Raw genomic sequence first — 15,698 nt, forward strand, 5'->3', positions numbered from 1 at the left:
GCGGACGCATGCACGCTCCTAACGCGCGTGACCGAGGCGGCTCAGTCGGCCGCGGTCGCGAGTCGGGTCGACAGGTCGCGAACGGCTCGGCGCAGCGCGTCCGGCCCCTCGACCCGGATCGGGACGGCCAGCCCGGCGACGACTCCGGCGAGCCCGTCCCACGACCACGATCCGAGGGTGACTCGGGCCCGGTCGCCCTCGAGCTGCTCGACCACGGCGTCCTCGGGCAGGTACGGCGCGATCCGCCGCGCGTCGCCCGCCGTCGTGGTCACCGAACCGGTGCACGGCCACACGTCGTCGACCGCCGACCCCTTGAACCGCGCGGACACGAACGCGGCCGCATCGCCGCCGGGGATCGGGCGCGGCGTGAAGGGGACGCGGGTGCGCATCCGGGGCGTGATCCGGTCGATGCGGTGCGTGCGCCAGTCGTCGCGGTCGACATCCCGGTCGAGCAGGTACCAGCGACCGTTCCGGGAGACGACGGCGTGCGGTTCCACCCGGTGCGGGGTCTCGTCGTCGCCGTACCCGAAGCGGAACACCTCCTGCAGGTGGACGGCCTCGCTCACCGCCACCAGGACCTCCGGGTCGGTGGTGGTCCGGCTCGTCGCGGTGACGGCCTGCACCGCGTCGACCCGGGACCGCAGCCGTGCGGGCATCACCTGCCGAACGGTCGCCAGGGCACGAGCCGCCGACTCGGCGACGTCCGCCCCCGAGGCCGGCGCCACGGCGAGCGCCAGGGCGATCGCCACCGCCTGGTCGTCGTCGAAGAGCAGCGGCGGCAGGTCGGATCCCGCCTCGAGCCGGTAGCCGCCGGCCGGTCCGCGGACCGCCTCGACCCGGTACCCGAGTCCACGGAGTCGATCGACGTCGCGGCGGACGGTGCGGGCACTGACGTCGAGCCGCCCGGCGAGCTCGTCGCCCGGCCAGTCGCGGTGCACCTGGAGCAGGGAGAGCAGCGCGAGCATCCGTGCGGAGGGTCCGGCCATGACGTCCATCTTCGTCCGAGAAGCGGACACAACCTGACCGCATCGGCCGACATCCTCGTCCCATGAGCATCGAACCGACAACCCACCTCAACTTCGACGGCGACGCCCGCGCGGCGCTCGACTTCTACGCATCGGTCTTCGGCGGCGAGGTCACCGCCGCCACCTACGGCCAGATGGGCGCCCTGGACGACCCGGCCTGGGCGGACCGGATCGTGTTCGGTCAGGTCTCCACGACCGCCGGCTTCCGCGTCATGGCCTTCGACGTCTGGCCCGGGCAGCCCTACGACCAGGGATCGAACGCCTTCTACGTGTTCGTGCACGGCGACGACACCGCCGAGGTCCAGCGGTACTGGGCCGCACTGTCCGACGGCGCCGAGATCCGGCAGCCCCTGGAACCCTCGGCCTGGGCACCGTTGGCCGGGCAGCTGCGCGACCGCTTCGGCGTGGTCTGGCAGCTCGACGTCGCCCCGGCTGGCGACTAGTCGGTCCTCACGGTCGCGGTCAGCGCGTCGGCGTCCACGTCGACACGGTGACCGCGGCCGTCACCGTCGCCGGCTCGAACACGGTGTCCGCCGCGACGTGGTGGTGACTCGGCCCCATGTGCACGACGTCGTGGACGTCCTCCGCCGACAGCTCCATGGTCCACGTCAGGTCCTCGGAGGACCGCAGCGCGAACGACGGCGTCAGGGAGTCGTGCAGCCGGCGTTCCTTCTCCGGGTCCACGCTGATCGTCGCCTCGGCGAGCTCCGCCAGGTGGCCGGCCCGCGGGGTCACCACCGCGAGCACGCCGTCGGCGCGCAGGACGCGGGCGTACTCGGCCTGGTTGCGGGGTGCGAAGACGTCGAGCAGGACGGCGGCAGCGCCGTCGACGACCGGGAGGCGCTCGGTCACGTCCCCGACGACGGCCCCCGCGCGCTCGTGGGCGCGTGCCGCACGCCGGATCGCGACGGCCGACAAGTCCAACGCGACCCCGAGCCTCCCGTCCGGAACGTTCGCAGCGTCCAGCGCGTGCGCCAGGTAGGTCCCCGGACCGGAACCGACGTCGAGCACGATGCCGGGCGCGGTGGCATCCGCGACGATCGCGGCGAGCGCCCGCTCGACGGGCGCGTAGTGCCCACGCCCCAGGAACCGCAGCCGCGCGTCCACCATCTCCGGGGTGTCCGCGGTGAGTGCGCGGCGCTTCGCGGGCAGGAGGGTCAGGTGGCCCTGCTTCGCCTCGTCGAACCGGTGCCCGTTCGGGCAGCCGACCTGGCCGCCGTCGACGCGGCCGAGCGGCTCGGCGCACACGGGGCAGGCGAGCATCGGCAGCAGGTCGTCACGCACCGGCCCAGCGTACGGGCCTCGGTAGCCTGACCGGATGTCGCTGCAGCAGCTCTTCGGCCTCGACGGCCGCACCGCACTCGTGACGGGAGGCAGCTCCGGCATCGGCCGAGCGATCGCCACCGCACTCGCCGACGCGGGTGCCCACGTCCTCGTCGCCGCCCGGACGCCCGCGACCATCGACGCCACCGTCGCCGGCATCCGCCAGGCGGGCCGCTCGGCCGACGGCATCGTCGCGGACCTGTCCTCCCGCGCCGGAGCCCACGCACTCGCGGACTCCGCTGGCGACGTGGACGTGCTGGTGAACTCCGCCGGGATCAACCTGCGGCCGCCGATGCCCGAACTCGACGAGGCCACCTGGGACGCCACGATGGCCGTCAACCTCGACGCGCCGTTCGTGCTCGGGCAGCGGCTCGCACCCGGGATGGCGGCCCGTGGGTACGGACGGATCGTGTCGATCAGTTCGCAGCAGGCCCACCGCCCCTTCGCCGCCAGCGGCGCGTACGGGGTCTCCAAGGCCGGTCTGGAGGCGCTGGCCCGGTCCCAGGCAGAGGCCTGGTCCGCGCAGGGGGTCACCTCCAACGTCCTCATCCCCGGTTTCGTGCGCACCCCGCTCAACGAGCGGCTGGGTTCCGACCCGGCGACGGTGGCGGCCCTCGCCGCACGGACGCTGGTCGGCCGGAACGGGCTGGCGTCGGACTTCGCCGCGGCGGCGGTGTTCCTCGCCGGGCCCGGGTCGGCCTACGTCACCGGGCAGTCCATCGCGGTGGACGGCGGGTTCTCCGTCCACTGACCCCGAGGTGCGCCGACGGCGGGTTCGGGCGTCGCCTGAGGTACTGGCAGGGCCTGCCTGCACCGGGGCCCGACTGGCAGGATCGAGGGCGTGAAGACACTGGAGTTGCCACAGACAGACCTCACCGCTTCCGACGTCGTCGTCGGACTGATGCGGATCAACGACATGAGCGACGAGGACATCCGTTCGCTCTACAGCGCCTCGCGCGATGCGGGCGTGAACATGTTCGACCACGCCGCGGTGTACGGCGAATGGCACGGCTGCGAGCAGCGGTTCGGCGCGGCGGTCACGCTGTCGCCCGCGGAACGCGCCGAGATCGTGCTGCAGACCAAGGTCGGCATCCGACCGACGCCGAAGGGCGCCTACTTCGACTTCTCGTACGAGCACATCCTCGAGTCCGTGCACGAGTCGCTCGAGGCGCTGCAGACCGAGTACATCGACGTCCTGCTGCTGCACCGCCCCGACGCCCTGGTCGAGCCGGAAGAGGTCGCCAAGGCCTTCGACGAGCTGCACGCCGCCGGCAAGGTGCACCACTTCGGCGTCTCGAACCACACCCCCGGCCAGGTCGACCTGCTCAAGAAGCACGTCCGCCAGCCACTCGCGTTCAACCAGGTGCAGCTGAGCATCACGCACGCCAACGTGATCTCGCAGGGCCTGACAGCGAACATGGGTGGCCTCGAGCAGTCGGTCGATCGCGACAACGACATCCTCAACTACTCGCGCATCAACGACGTCACGCTCCAGGCCTGGTCGCCGTTCCAGAAGGGCTTCTTCGACGGCGTCTTCCTGGGCGACCGTGAGCAGTACGCCGAACTGAACGACGTGCTCGAGGAGGTCGCAGCGGCGCACGGTGTCACCCCGACCGGCATCGCGGTCGCGTGGATCACCCGCCACCCCGCGCACTTCCAGGTCGTCCTCGGCACGACGAACCCGCAGCGCGTGCGGGACTCGGCCGCCGGCTCGGACGTCGAGCTGTCGCGCGAGGAGTGGTACCGGATCTTCACCGCGGCTGGACACACCGTTCCCTGAGCAGGAACGGCCCGGTCGGGTCGGGCAGGGTGGGGTCGTGCTCCACGATCTCGCCCTACCCGTCCGCCTGACCACACGTTCCGGCGAGGTGACGCTGCGGAACGCCACGGAAGTGGACCTCGATGCACTCATGACACTGTTGTCCGACGACCCGATCAGCGCCGCGCGTGGAGACGTCGCCGCACCGGAGGATCGCCCGCAGTACGCCGAGGCACTCCGGTCGATCGTGGACGACCCGGCGAACGCGCTGCTCGTCGCCGAGGACCCCGACGGGCAGCTCGTCGGGACGCTGCAGCTCACCCGGATCCCCGGCATGGCTCGTCGTGGTGCCACCCGACTGCTCGTCGAGGCGGTGCGGGTCAGCAGTGCTCTGCGATCCGGCGGCATCGGGAGTGCCCTGATGCGCTGGGTGACCGACGTCGCTGCGCCGGCCCTCGGGACCCCGCTCGTGCAGCTCACGTCCGACGCTGCACGGACGGATGCGCACCGGTTCTACGAGCGCCTCGGCTTCACCGGCTCGCACGTCGGGTTCAAGTACCGGGTCCTCGACCCTTCCGCGCGCTGAGGTTCCTTCCCAGAACGCGTGCGATGCAAGGTGCTTTCGGGCGTACCTGGTCAGAAGTTCCGACCAGGCATGCCCGATTCGACCAGGTACGCCCGCTTCGACCAGGGGCGCGCTAGTCGTCGGAGTCGGCGCCAGCAGACCTCGGCGTCGGCACGTTCACGTCGACCGGGGACACCCCGGCAGGGTCGGCGGAGGCGCCACCCACGACGTCGAACGAGATCCCCAGCATCGCCGGGTCCTCGTCGAGTTCGAGCCCGTCCTGGCGGACCTGGTCCTCCGGGATCGCACGGCCACCGGACGGGTCCCACGAGTTCGCGATCGACATGCGCACGAGCATGCCCGAGCCGCTTGGCAATCGCCCAAGAAACGCCTGAGGACCCCCGGACCGCTCAGCCGGCGAGGTCGTCCGGGTGTAGCCGCTCACCGGCGTGCGGACGCCGGAACACCGGGCCGCCGCCGGCCTCGTCCTCGTCGTGGTGGCTGACGGGCGAGACGCTCGGGTCGGCGGAGTCGTCGCCGACGTCGGCGCCGCGGTCCTCCTCCATCTCGAGCTCGGACTCGTCACTGCCGTCCACGGGGATGGACCGGCCCTGCTGTTCGGGATCGAACGGTGCGCTCATCGACATGTGGCGAGCATGCTCCCGCTCGGTGAACGCCGGGTCAACGCTGTCCGTCGGCCGCGATGAGCTCGAGCTGCGTCAGCGCCAGGTCGGTGCCGGCGGTGAACGTGAACGACGAACCCCCACCGAGGATCCGGAACACCCGGGTCTGGCCGGCCCACGTGAACTCGGCGCCGTCGACCGCGGTGACGGCGTCGTCGAGGCCGACCTGCCACGAGTAGGACCCCGGCGATGCCACCGTCACGGTGTACAGCGAGGCGGCGGGGCACGACACGTCGAAGGACACGGACTCCCCCGCGGCGAGCGCCGTGACGGTGCGGCCGGTGTCGTCGGTGAGCGCCGAGACCCCGACGGGCAGGACGTCCACCGGGGCGTCCCGGTAGCCGTGCACGTCGGAGGCCGAGACGGGGCGGGTGTCCGACGCCCATCCCCGCGGTTCGTCGGACAGCGTGAACTCGATCCGCGACGCGGCCACGACCACGCTGTGCGGGATGGTGACCGAGGTCCAGGGCGAGCCGTCGACCGTCACCGACGCCACGTACCCGCCTGCGGAGCCGGCGGCGATCTCGATGACCGTGGCCGTCCCTCCAGGCTGTCGCAGCACCGTCCTGCGGACCGACGGCGGCACGAGCACGTAGGTACCGGTTGACGGCGCCAGCGGGTACAGGCCGATGGTCGCGAAGACGTACCAGGCGCTCATCTCACCGTTGTCCTCGTCGCCGGGGTAGCCCTGGCCGAGGTCGGACCCGACGAACAGGCGCTCGAGCGATTCGCGGACGATGCGGTGCGCGTCGTCGTGCCGCCCGGTGAACATCGGGAAGAAGGGGATGTGGTGCGCGGGCTGGTTCGACAGCCCGAGCATGCCCATCCGGACGTCGCGGGCCTCGGTCATCTCGTGGATCGGGAAGCCGTACGAGCCGGAGCGCGCCAGGGCCCCGGTCTCGGGGGTCGCGAAGAACGCGTCGAGAGCGGCGTCGAAGCGCTCCGGCCCGCCGTGCAGGTCGACGATGCCGGCACCGTCGTGCGGCGCCGTGAACGCGGTGCCCCACGCGTTCGTCTCGGTGTAGTCGTCGCCCCAGTCACGCGGGTCGAACTCGGTGCCGACCCGCCACGAGCCGTCCGGGTCGCGGCCGATGAAGAACCCGCGCTCGGAGTCGAAGACGTGCCGGTACTGCAGCGACCGGCGGGCGAACCACTCGGCCTCGGCCTCGTAGCGGGACAGGTCGGCGGGCGTCCGGGCCCGCGACGCGAGCAGGCCCGCCATGACGGCCAGACCCCAGTCGTTGATGGCCGCGTCCAGGGTCCACGACATCCCCTCGTGGGTCGCCGTGTCGACGTGGCCGCGGAAGGCACCCGGGAGGCTCCCCTTGCGTCCGACGCGCTCGTCACGCGGCGGGACGGTCGCGTTCCGCACCGCGCTCCGGTACGCCTCGGCCAGGTCGAAGCCGCGCACGCCCTTCACCGCCAGGTCGGCGAAGACGGTGTCGCTCGTGGTGCCGGTCATGCAGTCCTCGGCACCGGGGGCACTCCAGCGGGGCGTCCACCCACCGTCGTGGTGGTGCTCGACGAAGCCCTGCGCGAGCTCGCCCGCGGTCTCGGGGGTCAGGAGTCCGAGGAGCGGCCAGGCCGTGCGGTAGGTGTCCCAGAAGCCGTTCGTGGTGGTGAACGGGCCCTCGACGATCTCCGGCCCGGGCTCGTCGCGGATCGGCTCCGCCAGCACGTCGCCGTACGGGGAGCGGTGCCGCGGGGTGCCGGTCAGGGCGGTCTCCCCGGCACGGTTCGGGTAGAGGAACAGCCGGTACAGGCCGGAGTACAGGCTCGTCAGCTGGTCGGGGCTCGCGCCGTCGAAGGACAGCGTCGCGAGCTTCTCGGTCCACAGCGCCTCGGCACGGGAGCACATGGCGTCGAACGAGCCGGCGTCGTCGAGGTTCGCGCGGGCGTCCTCGATCGAGACGGTCGAGATGCCGAGCAGGACGTCGACCGGGCCGCCGGTGCCCCCGGGTTCCCCCACGGACAGCCAGCCGCGCAGCTCGTGCTCGCCGACCGTCGTGTGGTCGGCGGTGACCCCAGGGACCCGCAGGTGCACGTGGTGCGGCGGGGTGCCGGGGCGGTCGTCGAGGACGGCCTCGACCACGGCGGTGCCGTCGGTGACCGTCACGGAGACGTCGGACACCCGGCCGTGGTGGTCGAGCACGACGCTGCGGGTGCCGGTGAACCGGAACCCGAGGGCGAAGCTCCCCCGCGGTCAGCTCGGCCGTCACCCCGTGCTCGAGGGCGACCCGGTAGCGGTTCGGGCCGTCCTGCTCGTCCGCGTGGTCGAACCCGAGCGCGCGGGCGGACCGATCGACGTCGGGGGTGTCGAGTGGCGAGGGCATCACCTGGAACACCCCGCGGTCGCCCATCCACGGCGACGGGATGTGACTCGTCGCGAAGGCCTGGATCGCCGGGCGGAGCCGCCCCTGGCCGTCGAGCCGGTCGTGCTCCTGGTACGCGTACGGCCAGCGGTTGCTCGAGGCGTCCGTCATCGGCAGGCCGAACACCCCGCCGTGCGGGACACCGACCAGCGGGGCGTTGTTGCCGCGGGAGAACCGGGAGGACGCCTGGGTGCCACGGGTCGTCCGGACGTGGCCGAGCGGGGTCGTCGGGGTCGGACGCGCGGGACCGATCCGGACGGCGTCGAGCCAGCCGCGCAGTGCGGGGCGCTCACCGTCGGCCGCCGCAGCCGGTGCGTCGGAGCCGAGCCGGGCCTCCAGGCGGTCGACGACCAGCCCCGCGAACGGCGTGAGGTCGACCGCGCGACGGTTCCACTGGTCCACCCACTGCTTGCGGGCCGCGTCCTGCGCGTCCGGGGTGACCGCGTCGCCGTACTGGTCGCGGGTCCCGGCGTGGTCACGCAGCCGCGAGCCGTCGGTGAAGACGACGTCGACGGCGAAGGCCGTGGCGTCCCAGAAGTGCGGCAGGTCTGCTTCCCTCGGTTCCGACGCCCCGTCGGGCAGGGTCCGCTCGGGGAACCAGACCCAGGAGAGCTCGTCGCCGGTGGCGATGGTGCGTCCGCTGAAGCCGGGGACGATCGCCTCGGCCACCGACCCGCCAGCTGGTCGTTCGACGAGCCAGCCCTCCGCGGAACCGAACCCGACACCGTTCCGAGCGGCCACGGCCGTCGTCGGACCACCGCTCCGTTGCAGTTCTCGCACGGGGCGAGCCTATTTGCTCCAGGGACTGGACGAAAACCCCGGCGTGTCCGTGCCGGTCGTCAGTGTTGGTCGTCAGCCCTTGTTGTGCCCCGGGGCGCTGCCGGACTTGCCGGGAGCGGTGTCCGACGTGGTGTCGACCGCACCGGTGCCGTCCTGCGGCTCCTGCACCGGGTTCGAGGCCGGGGTGCTCGGCTCCGGGCCGACGGGCGGGTCCTGCGTGGGCTGCTCCGGCTGGGTCGGTTCGCTCGGCTGCTCGCTGGGTTCCTCGGCGGGCTGCGACGGCTGCTGCTCCTGTGAGGGCTGCTGCTCGGCCGGTTCGCTCGGCTGCTGTTCCTCGCCCGGGCCCTCGGACGGCTGCTGCTCGGTCGGCGCGGTCGAGGTGGTGTCCGTCGGGGCCGGGGTGCCGTCGTCGTCGCCGTTGAGGGCGAACACGGCGACCCCGATGCCGATGAGCACCAGGACGATCACGATGATCGCGGCGATGAGTGGTCCGCGCTTCTTCTTCTCCGGCTGGTCCTCCGGCTGGTCGCCCCGGCCCGGGCGGGGCGCGACCGGCGGCGGGGTCGGCCCGCTCGGGCCCGCCGCGCCGCGGTCGGCCGCCTGGGCGCCGAGGACGGTCGTCGAGACGTCATCGGCGGGGTTCGGGCGCTGGGTGTCGAGGACGCGGGTGGCGTCGTCGCCCGGACGCGCGCCGCCGTTCGGCAGTTCGCTCGCCGGCATCGCCTGCGTCCGGTCGTCGGCGTTCGCCGCTGCGGCGGCACCGGCGCCGACCGCGGCACCCGCAGCACCGGCAGCCGCGGCCGTCACCGCACCGGGCGCGCCGGGCAGGAGCTGCGTCGCGTTCGTCGGCTCGTCGCGGCCCAGCGCACGCAGGCGCTCGGCAGCCTCGGCTGCCGTCGGTCGCTCCGCCGGGTCCTGCGCGGTCATCACGTGCAGCAGGGTGCGCCAGGCCGTGGGCAGCTGCCGGTCGATCTCGGGCGAACGGGTCAGCCGAGCGGTGGCCGACTCGACCGCACTGCCCGGGAACGGCTGACGACCGGTCATGCACTCGAGCAGCACGAGCCCGAGCGAGTAGACGTCGGCTTTGCCCGTGATCTCCTTCGCCAGGACCTGCTCCGGGGCCAGGTACGCGGCCGTCCCCATCACGGTCCCCGTCCCCGTCACCCGAGAGGCGTCGCGGAGCAGGGCGATCCCGAAGTCGGCGAGCTTGACGTGCCGGCCGTCGCTCTCGAGCAGGACGTTCGCGGGCTTCACGTCACGGTGGACGATCCCCTGCGCGTGCACGGCGGCCAGACCGTCGGCGACCTGCGCGCCCAGGCGGGCGGCGGTCGCGGGGTCGAGCGGGCCCTCGCGCAGACGGGTCGCCAGGTCACTGCCCGGCACGAGTTCCATGACGAGGTACGAGTCGCCGTCGACGTCGTCGAGGGCGGCGTCGTAGAGCGTGACGAGCTCGGGGGCGCGCAGCGTCGCGAGGGTCTGGATCTCCGCCTCGGCGCGGGCGCGCTCACCGCGGTCGACGGGGCCGATGCGGAACACCTTGACCGCGACCTCGCGGCCGAGCTGCTCGTCGACCGCCCGGTACACGGACGCCATGCCACCGTGTCCGAGCGTGCCCGTGACGCGGTACCTGCCGCCGAAGACCCGTTCTTCCATGCCCGGCAACCTACCGGTCGCGGCTGACGGCGCTCTGCCGTTCGGGGGCGGGCCTGGCGACTTCGTGAGCAGAAGATGTCGGGTGCGGGCGAGCGAACCGACTTCTTCTGCTCACGAAGTGATGCGGTCGACGTCCGGCGCGGGCTCGGCACCGTGGCGGAGTGCCGTCAGGTACAACCGGTGCGCCGTGATCACGAGGGCGAGCCAGGCGAGTCCGAGCGCCCACGCCGCCAGGACGTCGGTCAGCCAGTGGTGCCCGAGGAACACCCGCGACGCCCCGACCGACAGCACGAACAGGGTGCCCACGACGATCGTCCACACCCGGGTGACGACGCGCGACTGCCGCAGGAGCAGCAGGTACACGATGGTGCCCACGATCACCGTGGAGTTGAGCGTGTGGCCCGACGGGAACGACGGCGACGTCTCGTACGGCGGCACCGCGTCGGACAGCGGCGGACGGGCGCGACCGATCAGGTCCTTGCCCGCGATCGTCATGAGCAGCGAACCACCGCTCGCGGCGACCAGGAGCACCAGTGGCGTCCACGCACGGCGCTGGATCGTGAAGCCGACCAGGAACCCGAGCGCGACGATCGGCATCCCGATCGTGCCCGCGATGTCGGTCCACCAGGTGACGAGCGTGTCCGCCGTGGGGGATCGGAGTGTGAGCGCCCAGTCGAGGACGGGTCGGTCGAGCACCGCGACGTCGTCGGCTTCACGGACGGCGTCGTAGACCTCGGAGGCGATCCACGTGGCGAGGACGGCGACGCCCAGGCCGATGGCGAGGGTCAGCAGCAGGACGGGCATGGCGCCGAAGCGCTTGCCGAGCGCTGTCCACGCACCGGCGACGCTGCGGCCGGCACGGGAGCGCCAACGGGTCAGGTCGACTTCGCCGACGGTGCGGTCGGCGGCGTCCCCGTGTTCGGTGTGCATCCGTCCACACTGCCCGAAGCCGCCGGGAGCCGTCCCGGCCGCCTCAGTCCTTCGCCTCCGAGTACGCCCCCACCACCCCGACCGACAGCGGGAACGTCACCGGGAAGTCCTGGAACAACAGCCGCCCGGCATCGACTGCAGCCTCCCGGATCTGCTCTGCCACCCACTCCGCGTGCTCCGCCGGGGCGTGCACCACGATCTCGTCGTGCACGAAGAACACCAGGTGCGGCCCGTCCGTCACGGCTCCGGGGAACCGCGCGAGCAACCGCGACCGCAGGGAACCCATCCACGCGAGCGCCCACTCGGCCGCGGTCCCCTGCACCACGAAGTTCCGGGTGAACCGGCCCCAGCTCCGGGCGCGGGACTCGACGGCACGCTGCATCGCCGGGGTCCCCTCGACCGTGTACGCCTGGTTCCGGGCCTCGAACCACGAGTCCTCGGGCACCGGTGACGTCCGACCGAGCAGCGTCGTCACCGGCTCGCCGCGCTCCCCCGCACGCGCGGCCCGTTCCACCATGTCGAGCGCCTGCGGGAACGCCCGGACCAGGCGTGGCACGAGCCGACCGCCCTCGCCCTGGGTCGCCCCGTACATCGCACCGAGCATCGCCACCTTGGCCTGCTGCCGGGTCTCGACCGCCCCCGACGCCACCACGCCGTCGTACAGGTCGCGCCCGTCGCCGGCCGCGGCCATCGCCCGGTCGCCGGACATCGCGGCGAGCACCCGGGGCTCCAGCTGCGCGGCGTCCGCCACGACGAGCTTCCACCCGGGGTCGGCGATGACCGCGCCGCGGATGCCCTTCGGCAACTGCATCGCTCCCCCGCCGTCGGCCGCCCAGCGCCCGGTGACGACACCACCGACGACGTACTTCGGGTGGAACCGTCCATCGCGGATCCAGTCGTCGAGCCAGGTCCAGCCGTTGGCGGTGAGCAGTCGCGCCAGGCGCTTGTACTCGAGCAGCGGCTCGATGACGGGGTGCTCGATCTCCTGCAGCTCCCACTTCCGCGTGCTCGTGACCATCAGGCCGGCCCGGCGCAGCGACTTCAGGACGTCGGCGGGCGAATCCGGGTTGAGCCCGGGGTCGTCGAGGCGCTCGCGCACGACGGCGGCGATCTCCTCGAGGCGTCGCGGTCGCACCCCGTAGGGCACGCGCGGCCCGAGGGCGTCCTCGAGCAGCCGCTCGTGCACGTCGGCACGCCACGGCAGCCCGGCGTGCAGCATCTCGGCCGCCACGAGCGCACCGGCCGACTCCGCGGTGAGCAGCAGGCGGAGCGCACCCGGAGCGCTCGACCCCGCCACCGCGGCGAGCTGCGCCCGGAGCTCCGCCACCGGGTCGACCTCGTCGTCGGGCGCAGCGGCGGTGAACAGGGCGTCGTCGAAGAGCTGGGCCTGCGTCGGCCGGACCACGCGGGGTTCCGCGACCGGGGCGTCCAGGGCGTCGGCCGGCCGAGCGGCGAGCGCGGATCCCCGTGCCGAGAGCGCAGCCCGCAGGACACGACGACCGAGGCGTAGGTCGACGCAGCGTCCGACTCGCCCGCCAGCGGCGAGCACCGCCGGGTACCAGCGGGCGGTGTCGTCCCACACCCAGCGCACGCCCGGTGCATCGTGGGCCGCGACGAAGGCCGGGAGGCCCGGCTCGTCCAGGCGGATCGGCTCGCCTCCGGCGGTCCCCGCGTCGGTCAGGGGCGTCGCGAGGACGCCGCCGTCGACGCGGCGGAGGACGAGGTGCACGACACGATCATGCCGTGCCCCACCGACCCCGGCGGACCAGGGCCGGAACGGGTGTCACTCGCCGGGTCGGACCGCCGCGGTGTCGGCGACGTCGATGCGGACGTCGCCGTCCTCGGCACGGGAGACCTCGACCCGCGGGTCGGCGTCGTGCTCGTCGGATCCGGACATGCGGCGGAACGTGTCCTGTCGGCGTTCCTCGAACGTCATGTCGACGCCGTCGTCGAGGTGGTCGTGGTCGGGCTTCGTCATGCCGTGCACGGTACGCGGCCGCAGCTGCGGGCGGTCACGCGACCGGTGCCGTGCCGGTCCGCTCGGTCCAGTGCCCACCGCTCGCCCACCGGTCGAGCACCGCCGCGCGCAACCGACCGGACGGCGCCGCGGACCGTGCGGCGGCCAACGGCACCCCGAAGACGAAGTTCGCGACGCTGGCGTCCCCCTCGGTCGCATCGTGCTCCCCCGGCGGGACGAGACGGAAGCGCCGGGCGAAGCGCACGAGGTTGGCATCGGGACCGAGCGCCGCCGGCAGGCCCGGATCGAGCATCCAGGAGCGGCACTGCCACCGGTCCGCAGCGAGCTGCGGTGCGAGGCCGCGCAGGACCTCGGGTGCGCGGGCGAACGAGCGGTCGCAGGCCACCGGGTCGAGCGGCCCGGTCTCCGGCACGTGCACACCCCAGGCCGGCGTGCCGTCCGCCAGGTGGTCGCCGAGTTCGAACTGGAGGCGCCCCACGGCCACCACACGCCCGGTCACCACGGCGACGAGCCACTCCACCCCGGTGCCGTGCAGCCCGTAGCGCGCGAGCTTGCGGTCGACGTCGGCGACGGATGCCTCGGCGAGCGCGCGCGGGAGCCCACGCTCCGCGAGGGCGTCGGCGGTGTCCGGCACCGCGGCGCGGAGTGCCGCCACCAGCCGCGCGTCCCGCTCCGCGGACCCGGCGTCGGCGACGGTGGCGGCCAGTGCGGCCGCCACCGTCGCGGAGTCGTCCGGTGACCCCACGGCGGCGGCGAGGACCGCGACGGACGCGGGACGGGCCTCCCGGCCGGGGGTCACGGTGGTCACTTCAGACCGGACGACGCGAGCCCGTCCATCACCCGACGCTGCAGCACGACGAACATGATGAGCACCGGTGCCATCGCCATCAGGCTGGCGGCCATCAGTACCGGGTAGTCGATCGTGCGGTCGCTCGACAGCGTCGCGAGGCCGGCGGCGAGCGGCATGTCCTCGGCGCGGGTGGAGACCACGAGCGGCCAGAGCAGCTCGTTCCACGACCACAGCACGGTCGTGATCGCGAGCACGCTGATCGAGGGACGGGCCAGGGGCAGCATGATCCGCCAGAACGTCTGGAACGGGTTCGCACCGTCCATCCGCGCTGCCTCCTCGAGCTCGGGCGGCATGTTCAGGAACGCGGTCCGCATCAGGAACGTGCCGAAGGCGCTGAACAGCCCGGGTGCGACGATCCCCATCAGGGTGTCGAGCCAGCCGAGCCCCTGCACGATCTGGTACTGCGAGATCAGGTAGACCTGCGAGGGCACGAGCAGGATCGACAGCACGATCGCGAGCAGGGCTGCCCGACCGCGGAACCGCATCCGGGCGAAGGCGTACCCGGCGAGCGTGCACAGGACGATCTGCGCGAGCGTGCGGATGATCGTGACGTACACGGACGTGCCGAGCTGGCTGAGGAACGGCAGGCGTTCGAAGACCTGCGCGTAGTTCTGCCACTGCAGCTCCCCCGGCCAGAAGACCGGCGTGACGGACTGCACCTGCGCGTTCGTGGAGAGCGACATGATGATCTGCCACAGGAACGGGAACGCCATCGCGAACCCGCCGATGCCGAGCACGACGTGGATCCACCAGTGGCTGCCGCCGCGACGGCCGGGCCGACGCGTGGTCCGAGGCGGTGTGACGGTGGCGGTCATCCCTGCACCCACTTCCGTTGGACGCGGAACTGCACGAGCGTGACGATGCCGATGAGCAGGAAGATCACCATCGCGATCGCGGCCGCGAAGCCCTTGTCGTTGTCGATGAACCCGGCACTGTAGAAGTAGAAGACGAGCGACATCGTCTTCGGGATCACCGGGTTGGTGCTGCCGAGGATCGCGTACAGCAGGTCGAACAGCTGGAAGCTCGAGATCGTCGTGACGATCACCACGAAGAAGATGCTCGGGCTGAGCAACGGCACGGTGACCGAGCGGAACTGCCGCCACCGGCTCGCGCCGTCGAGCTCCGCGGCTTCGTAGAGCTCCGGCGGGATGTCCTTGAGCCCGGCGCCGAGGATGATCATCGAGAACCCGAGGGACGACCAGAGGCCGACCAGGCTCACCGCGATCAGCGCGAAGCCGGGGGTCGAGATCCAGTACGGACCGTCGATGCCGAAGTTCCCGAGGAACCAGTTCACGATGCCGTAGTCGCCGTTGTACATGATGCGCCAGACCAGGGCGATCGCCGCGGGCATGGCGACGTACGGCAGGAAGAAGAGCACCCGGTAGAACTGGGCGAATCGCAGCCCCGGGGTGTTCAGCAGACTGGCGAGCCACACCGCGATCGGGATCCCGGCGAGGACGATCACGGTGTAGATCACCGTGTTGAACAGCGACTGGTAGAGCTGCGGGTCACCGACGAGTCGGACGTAGTTGGCGACGCCGGTGAACGTGGCGCCCCCGAAGACGCCCCAGCTGGTGAACGAGTACCAGAACGTCTGGATGATCGGCCAGATGTAGAAGGTACCGACGCCGAGGAGCAGCGGGAGCACGAAGAGCCACGGCCACCAGCCGTCGGTCCGTCGTGGCGCTCGGCCGCCGTCGGCGCGCGGCGCGGGGCGCCCCGCCCGGACGAACGTGTCGTCCGGGCGGGGGTGGCTGCGGCCGGGGGCCGCTCGGTGTTG

At 72.6% G+C, this 15,698-nt stretch carries 16 protein-coding genes and 1 pseudogene; 4 read left to right on the forward strand and 13 right to left on the reverse strand.

Features of this window, described 5'->3' with window-relative positions; all coding sequences use genetic code 11:
• Positions 1–41: 41 nt before the first annotated feature.
• Positions 42–986: a helix-turn-helix transcriptional regulator gene (locus tag ACZZ9K_RS10010; protein WP_463443958.1), complete on the reverse strand. Its 945-nt coding sequence runs from the start codon at positions 984–986 to the stop codon at positions 42–44.
• 62 nt (positions 987–1,048) lie between these two features.
• Here ACZZ9K_RS10010 and ACZZ9K_RS10015 point away from each other — a divergent pair, with 62 nt between their 5' ends.
• Positions 1,049–1,468: a VOC family protein gene (locus ACZZ9K_RS10015; protein ID WP_463443959.1), complete on the forward strand. Its 420-nt coding sequence runs from the start codon at positions 1,049–1,051 to the stop codon at positions 1,466–1,468.
• Positions 1,469–1,487: 19 nt separating this feature from the next.
• On the opposite strand, the gene ACZZ9K_RS10020 is transcribed toward ACZZ9K_RS10015, so the two are convergent.
• On the reverse strand, positions 1,488–2,309 hold the full coding sequence (locus ACZZ9K_RS10020; protein ID WP_463443960.1) for a putative RNA methyltransferase: 822 nt from the start codon (positions 2,307–2,309) through the stop codon (positions 1,488–1,490).
• A gap of 34 nt (positions 2,310–2,343) precedes the next feature.
• Here ACZZ9K_RS10020 and ACZZ9K_RS10025 point away from each other — a divergent pair, with 34 nt between their 5' ends.
• The 3 genes from ACZZ9K_RS10025 to ACZZ9K_RS10035 all read left to right on the forward strand — a co-directional run bounded on the left by ACZZ9K_RS10025 (position 2,344) and on the right by ACZZ9K_RS10035 (position 4,693).
• A complete protein-coding gene (locus tag ACZZ9K_RS10025) occupies positions 2,344–3,099 on the forward strand; it encodes an SDR family NAD(P)-dependent oxidoreductase (protein ID WP_463443961.1) in 756 nt (251 codons plus the stop codon).
• A gap of 90 nt (positions 3,100–3,189) precedes the next feature.
• Positions 3,190–4,128 carry an aldo/keto reductase gene (locus ACZZ9K_RS10030; protein ID WP_259586708.1) on the forward strand — a complete coding sequence of 313 codons (939 nt, stop codon included), beginning with the start codon at positions 3,190–3,192 and terminating at the stop codon, positions 4,126–4,128.
• Positions 4,129–4,165: 37 nt separating this feature from the next.
• Positions 4,166–4,693: a GNAT family N-acetyltransferase gene (locus ACZZ9K_RS10035; RefSeq protein ID WP_463443962.1), complete on the forward strand. Its 528-nt coding sequence runs from the start codon at positions 4,166–4,168 to the stop codon at positions 4,691–4,693.
• Positions 4,694–4,805: 112 nt separating this feature from the next.
• Here the strand turns inward: ACZZ9K_RS10035 and ACZZ9K_RS10040 are convergent, their stop codons facing one another.
• The 11 genes and pseudogenes from ACZZ9K_RS10040 to ACZZ9K_RS10090 form a co-directional block, all read right to left on the reverse strand.
• A complete protein-coding gene (locus ACZZ9K_RS10040; RefSeq protein WP_138802103.1) occupies positions 4,806–5,018 on the reverse strand; it encodes a hypothetical protein in 213 nt (70 codons plus the stop codon).
• Positions 5,019–5,082: 64 nt separating this feature from the next.
• Positions 5,083–5,319, reverse strand: coding sequence for a hypothetical protein (locus ACZZ9K_RS10045; protein WP_173032661.1), 237 nt, complete (start codon positions 5,317–5,319; stop codon positions 5,083–5,085).
• A 34-nt stretch (positions 5,320–5,353) separates the two neighbouring features.
• Positions 5,354–7,507: a GH92 family glycosyl hydrolase gene (locus tag ACZZ9K_RS10050; RefSeq protein WP_463443963.1), complete on the reverse strand. Its 2,154-nt coding sequence runs from the start codon at positions 7,505–7,507 to the stop codon at positions 5,354–5,356.
• A gap of 100 nt (positions 7,508–7,607) precedes the next feature.
• Positions 7,608–8,507: pseudogene (locus ACZZ9K_RS10055) on the reverse strand (GH92 family glycosyl hydrolase); the annotation flags it as partial.
• A 72-nt stretch (positions 8,508–8,579) separates the two neighbouring features.
• Positions 8,580–10,160, reverse strand: coding sequence for a serine/threonine-protein kinase (locus ACZZ9K_RS10060; protein ID WP_463443964.1), 1,581 nt, complete (start codon positions 10,158–10,160; stop codon positions 8,580–8,582).
• Positions 10,161–10,271: 111 nt separating this feature from the next.
• On the reverse strand, positions 10,272–11,090 hold the full coding sequence (locus tag ACZZ9K_RS10065) for a phosphatase PAP2 family protein (protein WP_463443965.1): 819 nt from the start codon (positions 11,088–11,090) through the stop codon (positions 10,272–10,274).
• Between the two features lie 43 nt (positions 11,091–11,133).
• Positions 11,134–12,819 (reverse strand): bifunctional 3'-5' exonuclease/DNA polymerase, encoded by a 1,686-nt coding sequence (locus ACZZ9K_RS10070; RefSeq protein WP_463443966.1) that lies wholly within the window; start codon positions 12,817–12,819, stop codon positions 11,134–11,136.
• Positions 12,820–12,873: 54 nt separating this feature from the next.
• Positions 12,874–13,068: a hypothetical protein gene (locus ACZZ9K_RS10075; RefSeq protein WP_017887924.1), complete on the reverse strand. Its 195-nt coding sequence runs from the start codon at positions 13,066–13,068 to the stop codon at positions 12,874–12,876.
• Positions 13,069–13,102: 34 nt separating this feature from the next.
• Positions 13,103–13,876: a hypothetical protein gene (locus ACZZ9K_RS10080; protein ID WP_463443967.1), complete on the reverse strand. Its 774-nt coding sequence runs from the start codon at positions 13,874–13,876 to the stop codon at positions 13,103–13,105.
• Complete coding sequence (locus ACZZ9K_RS10085) at positions 13,873–14,733, reverse strand: carbohydrate ABC transporter permease (RefSeq protein WP_260678769.1); 861 nt, start codon at positions 14,731–14,733, stop codon at positions 13,873–13,875. Before ACZZ9K_RS10085 ends, ACZZ9K_RS10080 begins: the two co-directional genes overlap by 4 nt.
• Positions 14,730–15,566, reverse strand: coding sequence for a carbohydrate ABC transporter permease (locus ACZZ9K_RS10090; protein ID WP_463443968.1), 837 nt, complete (start codon positions 15,564–15,566; stop codon positions 14,730–14,732). Before ACZZ9K_RS10090 ends, ACZZ9K_RS10085 begins: the two co-directional genes overlap by 4 nt.
• Between the last annotated feature and the right edge of the window lie 132 nt (positions 15,567–15,698).

This window comes from Curtobacterium sp. AC268, assembly GCF_979258745.1.

Excerpts from the sequence above, each read along its gene's own strand:
- ACZZ9K_RS10085 (WP_260678769.1), bottom strand. The coding sequence starts at position 14,733 with ATGACCGCCACCGTCACACCGCCTCGGACCACGCGTCGGCCCGGCCGT.
- ACZZ9K_RS10075 (WP_017887924.1), bottom strand. The coding sequence starts at position 13,068 with ATGACGAAGCCCGACCACGACCACCTCGACGACGGCGTCGACATGACG.
- ACZZ9K_RS10045 (WP_173032661.1), bottom strand. The coding sequence starts at position 5,319 with ATGTCGATGAGCGCACCGTTCGATCCCGAACAGCAGGGCCGGTCCATC.
- ACZZ9K_RS10015 (WP_463443959.1), top strand. The coding sequence starts at position 1,049 with ATGAGCATCGAACCGACAACCCACCTCAACTTCGACGGCGACGCCCGC.
- ACZZ9K_RS10065 (WP_463443965.1), bottom strand. The coding sequence starts at position 11,090 with ATGCACACCGAACACGGGGACGCCGCCGACCGCACCGTCGGCGAAGTC.
- ACZZ9K_RS10010 (WP_463443958.1), bottom strand. The coding sequence starts at position 986 with ATGGCCGGACCCTCCGCACGGATGCTCGCGCTGCTCTCCCTGCTCCAG.
- ACZZ9K_RS10040 (WP_138802103.1), bottom strand. The coding sequence starts at position 5,018 with ATGTCGATCGCGAACTCGTGGGACCCGTCCGGTGGCCGTGCGATCCCG.
- ACZZ9K_RS10060 (WP_463443964.1), bottom strand. The coding sequence starts at position 10,160 with ATGGAAGAACGGGTCTTCGGCGGCAGGTACCGCGTCACGGGCACGCTC.
- ACZZ9K_RS10025 (WP_463443961.1), top strand. The coding sequence starts at position 2,344 with ATGTCGCTGCAGCAGCTCTTCGGCCTCGACGGCCGCACCGCACTCGTG.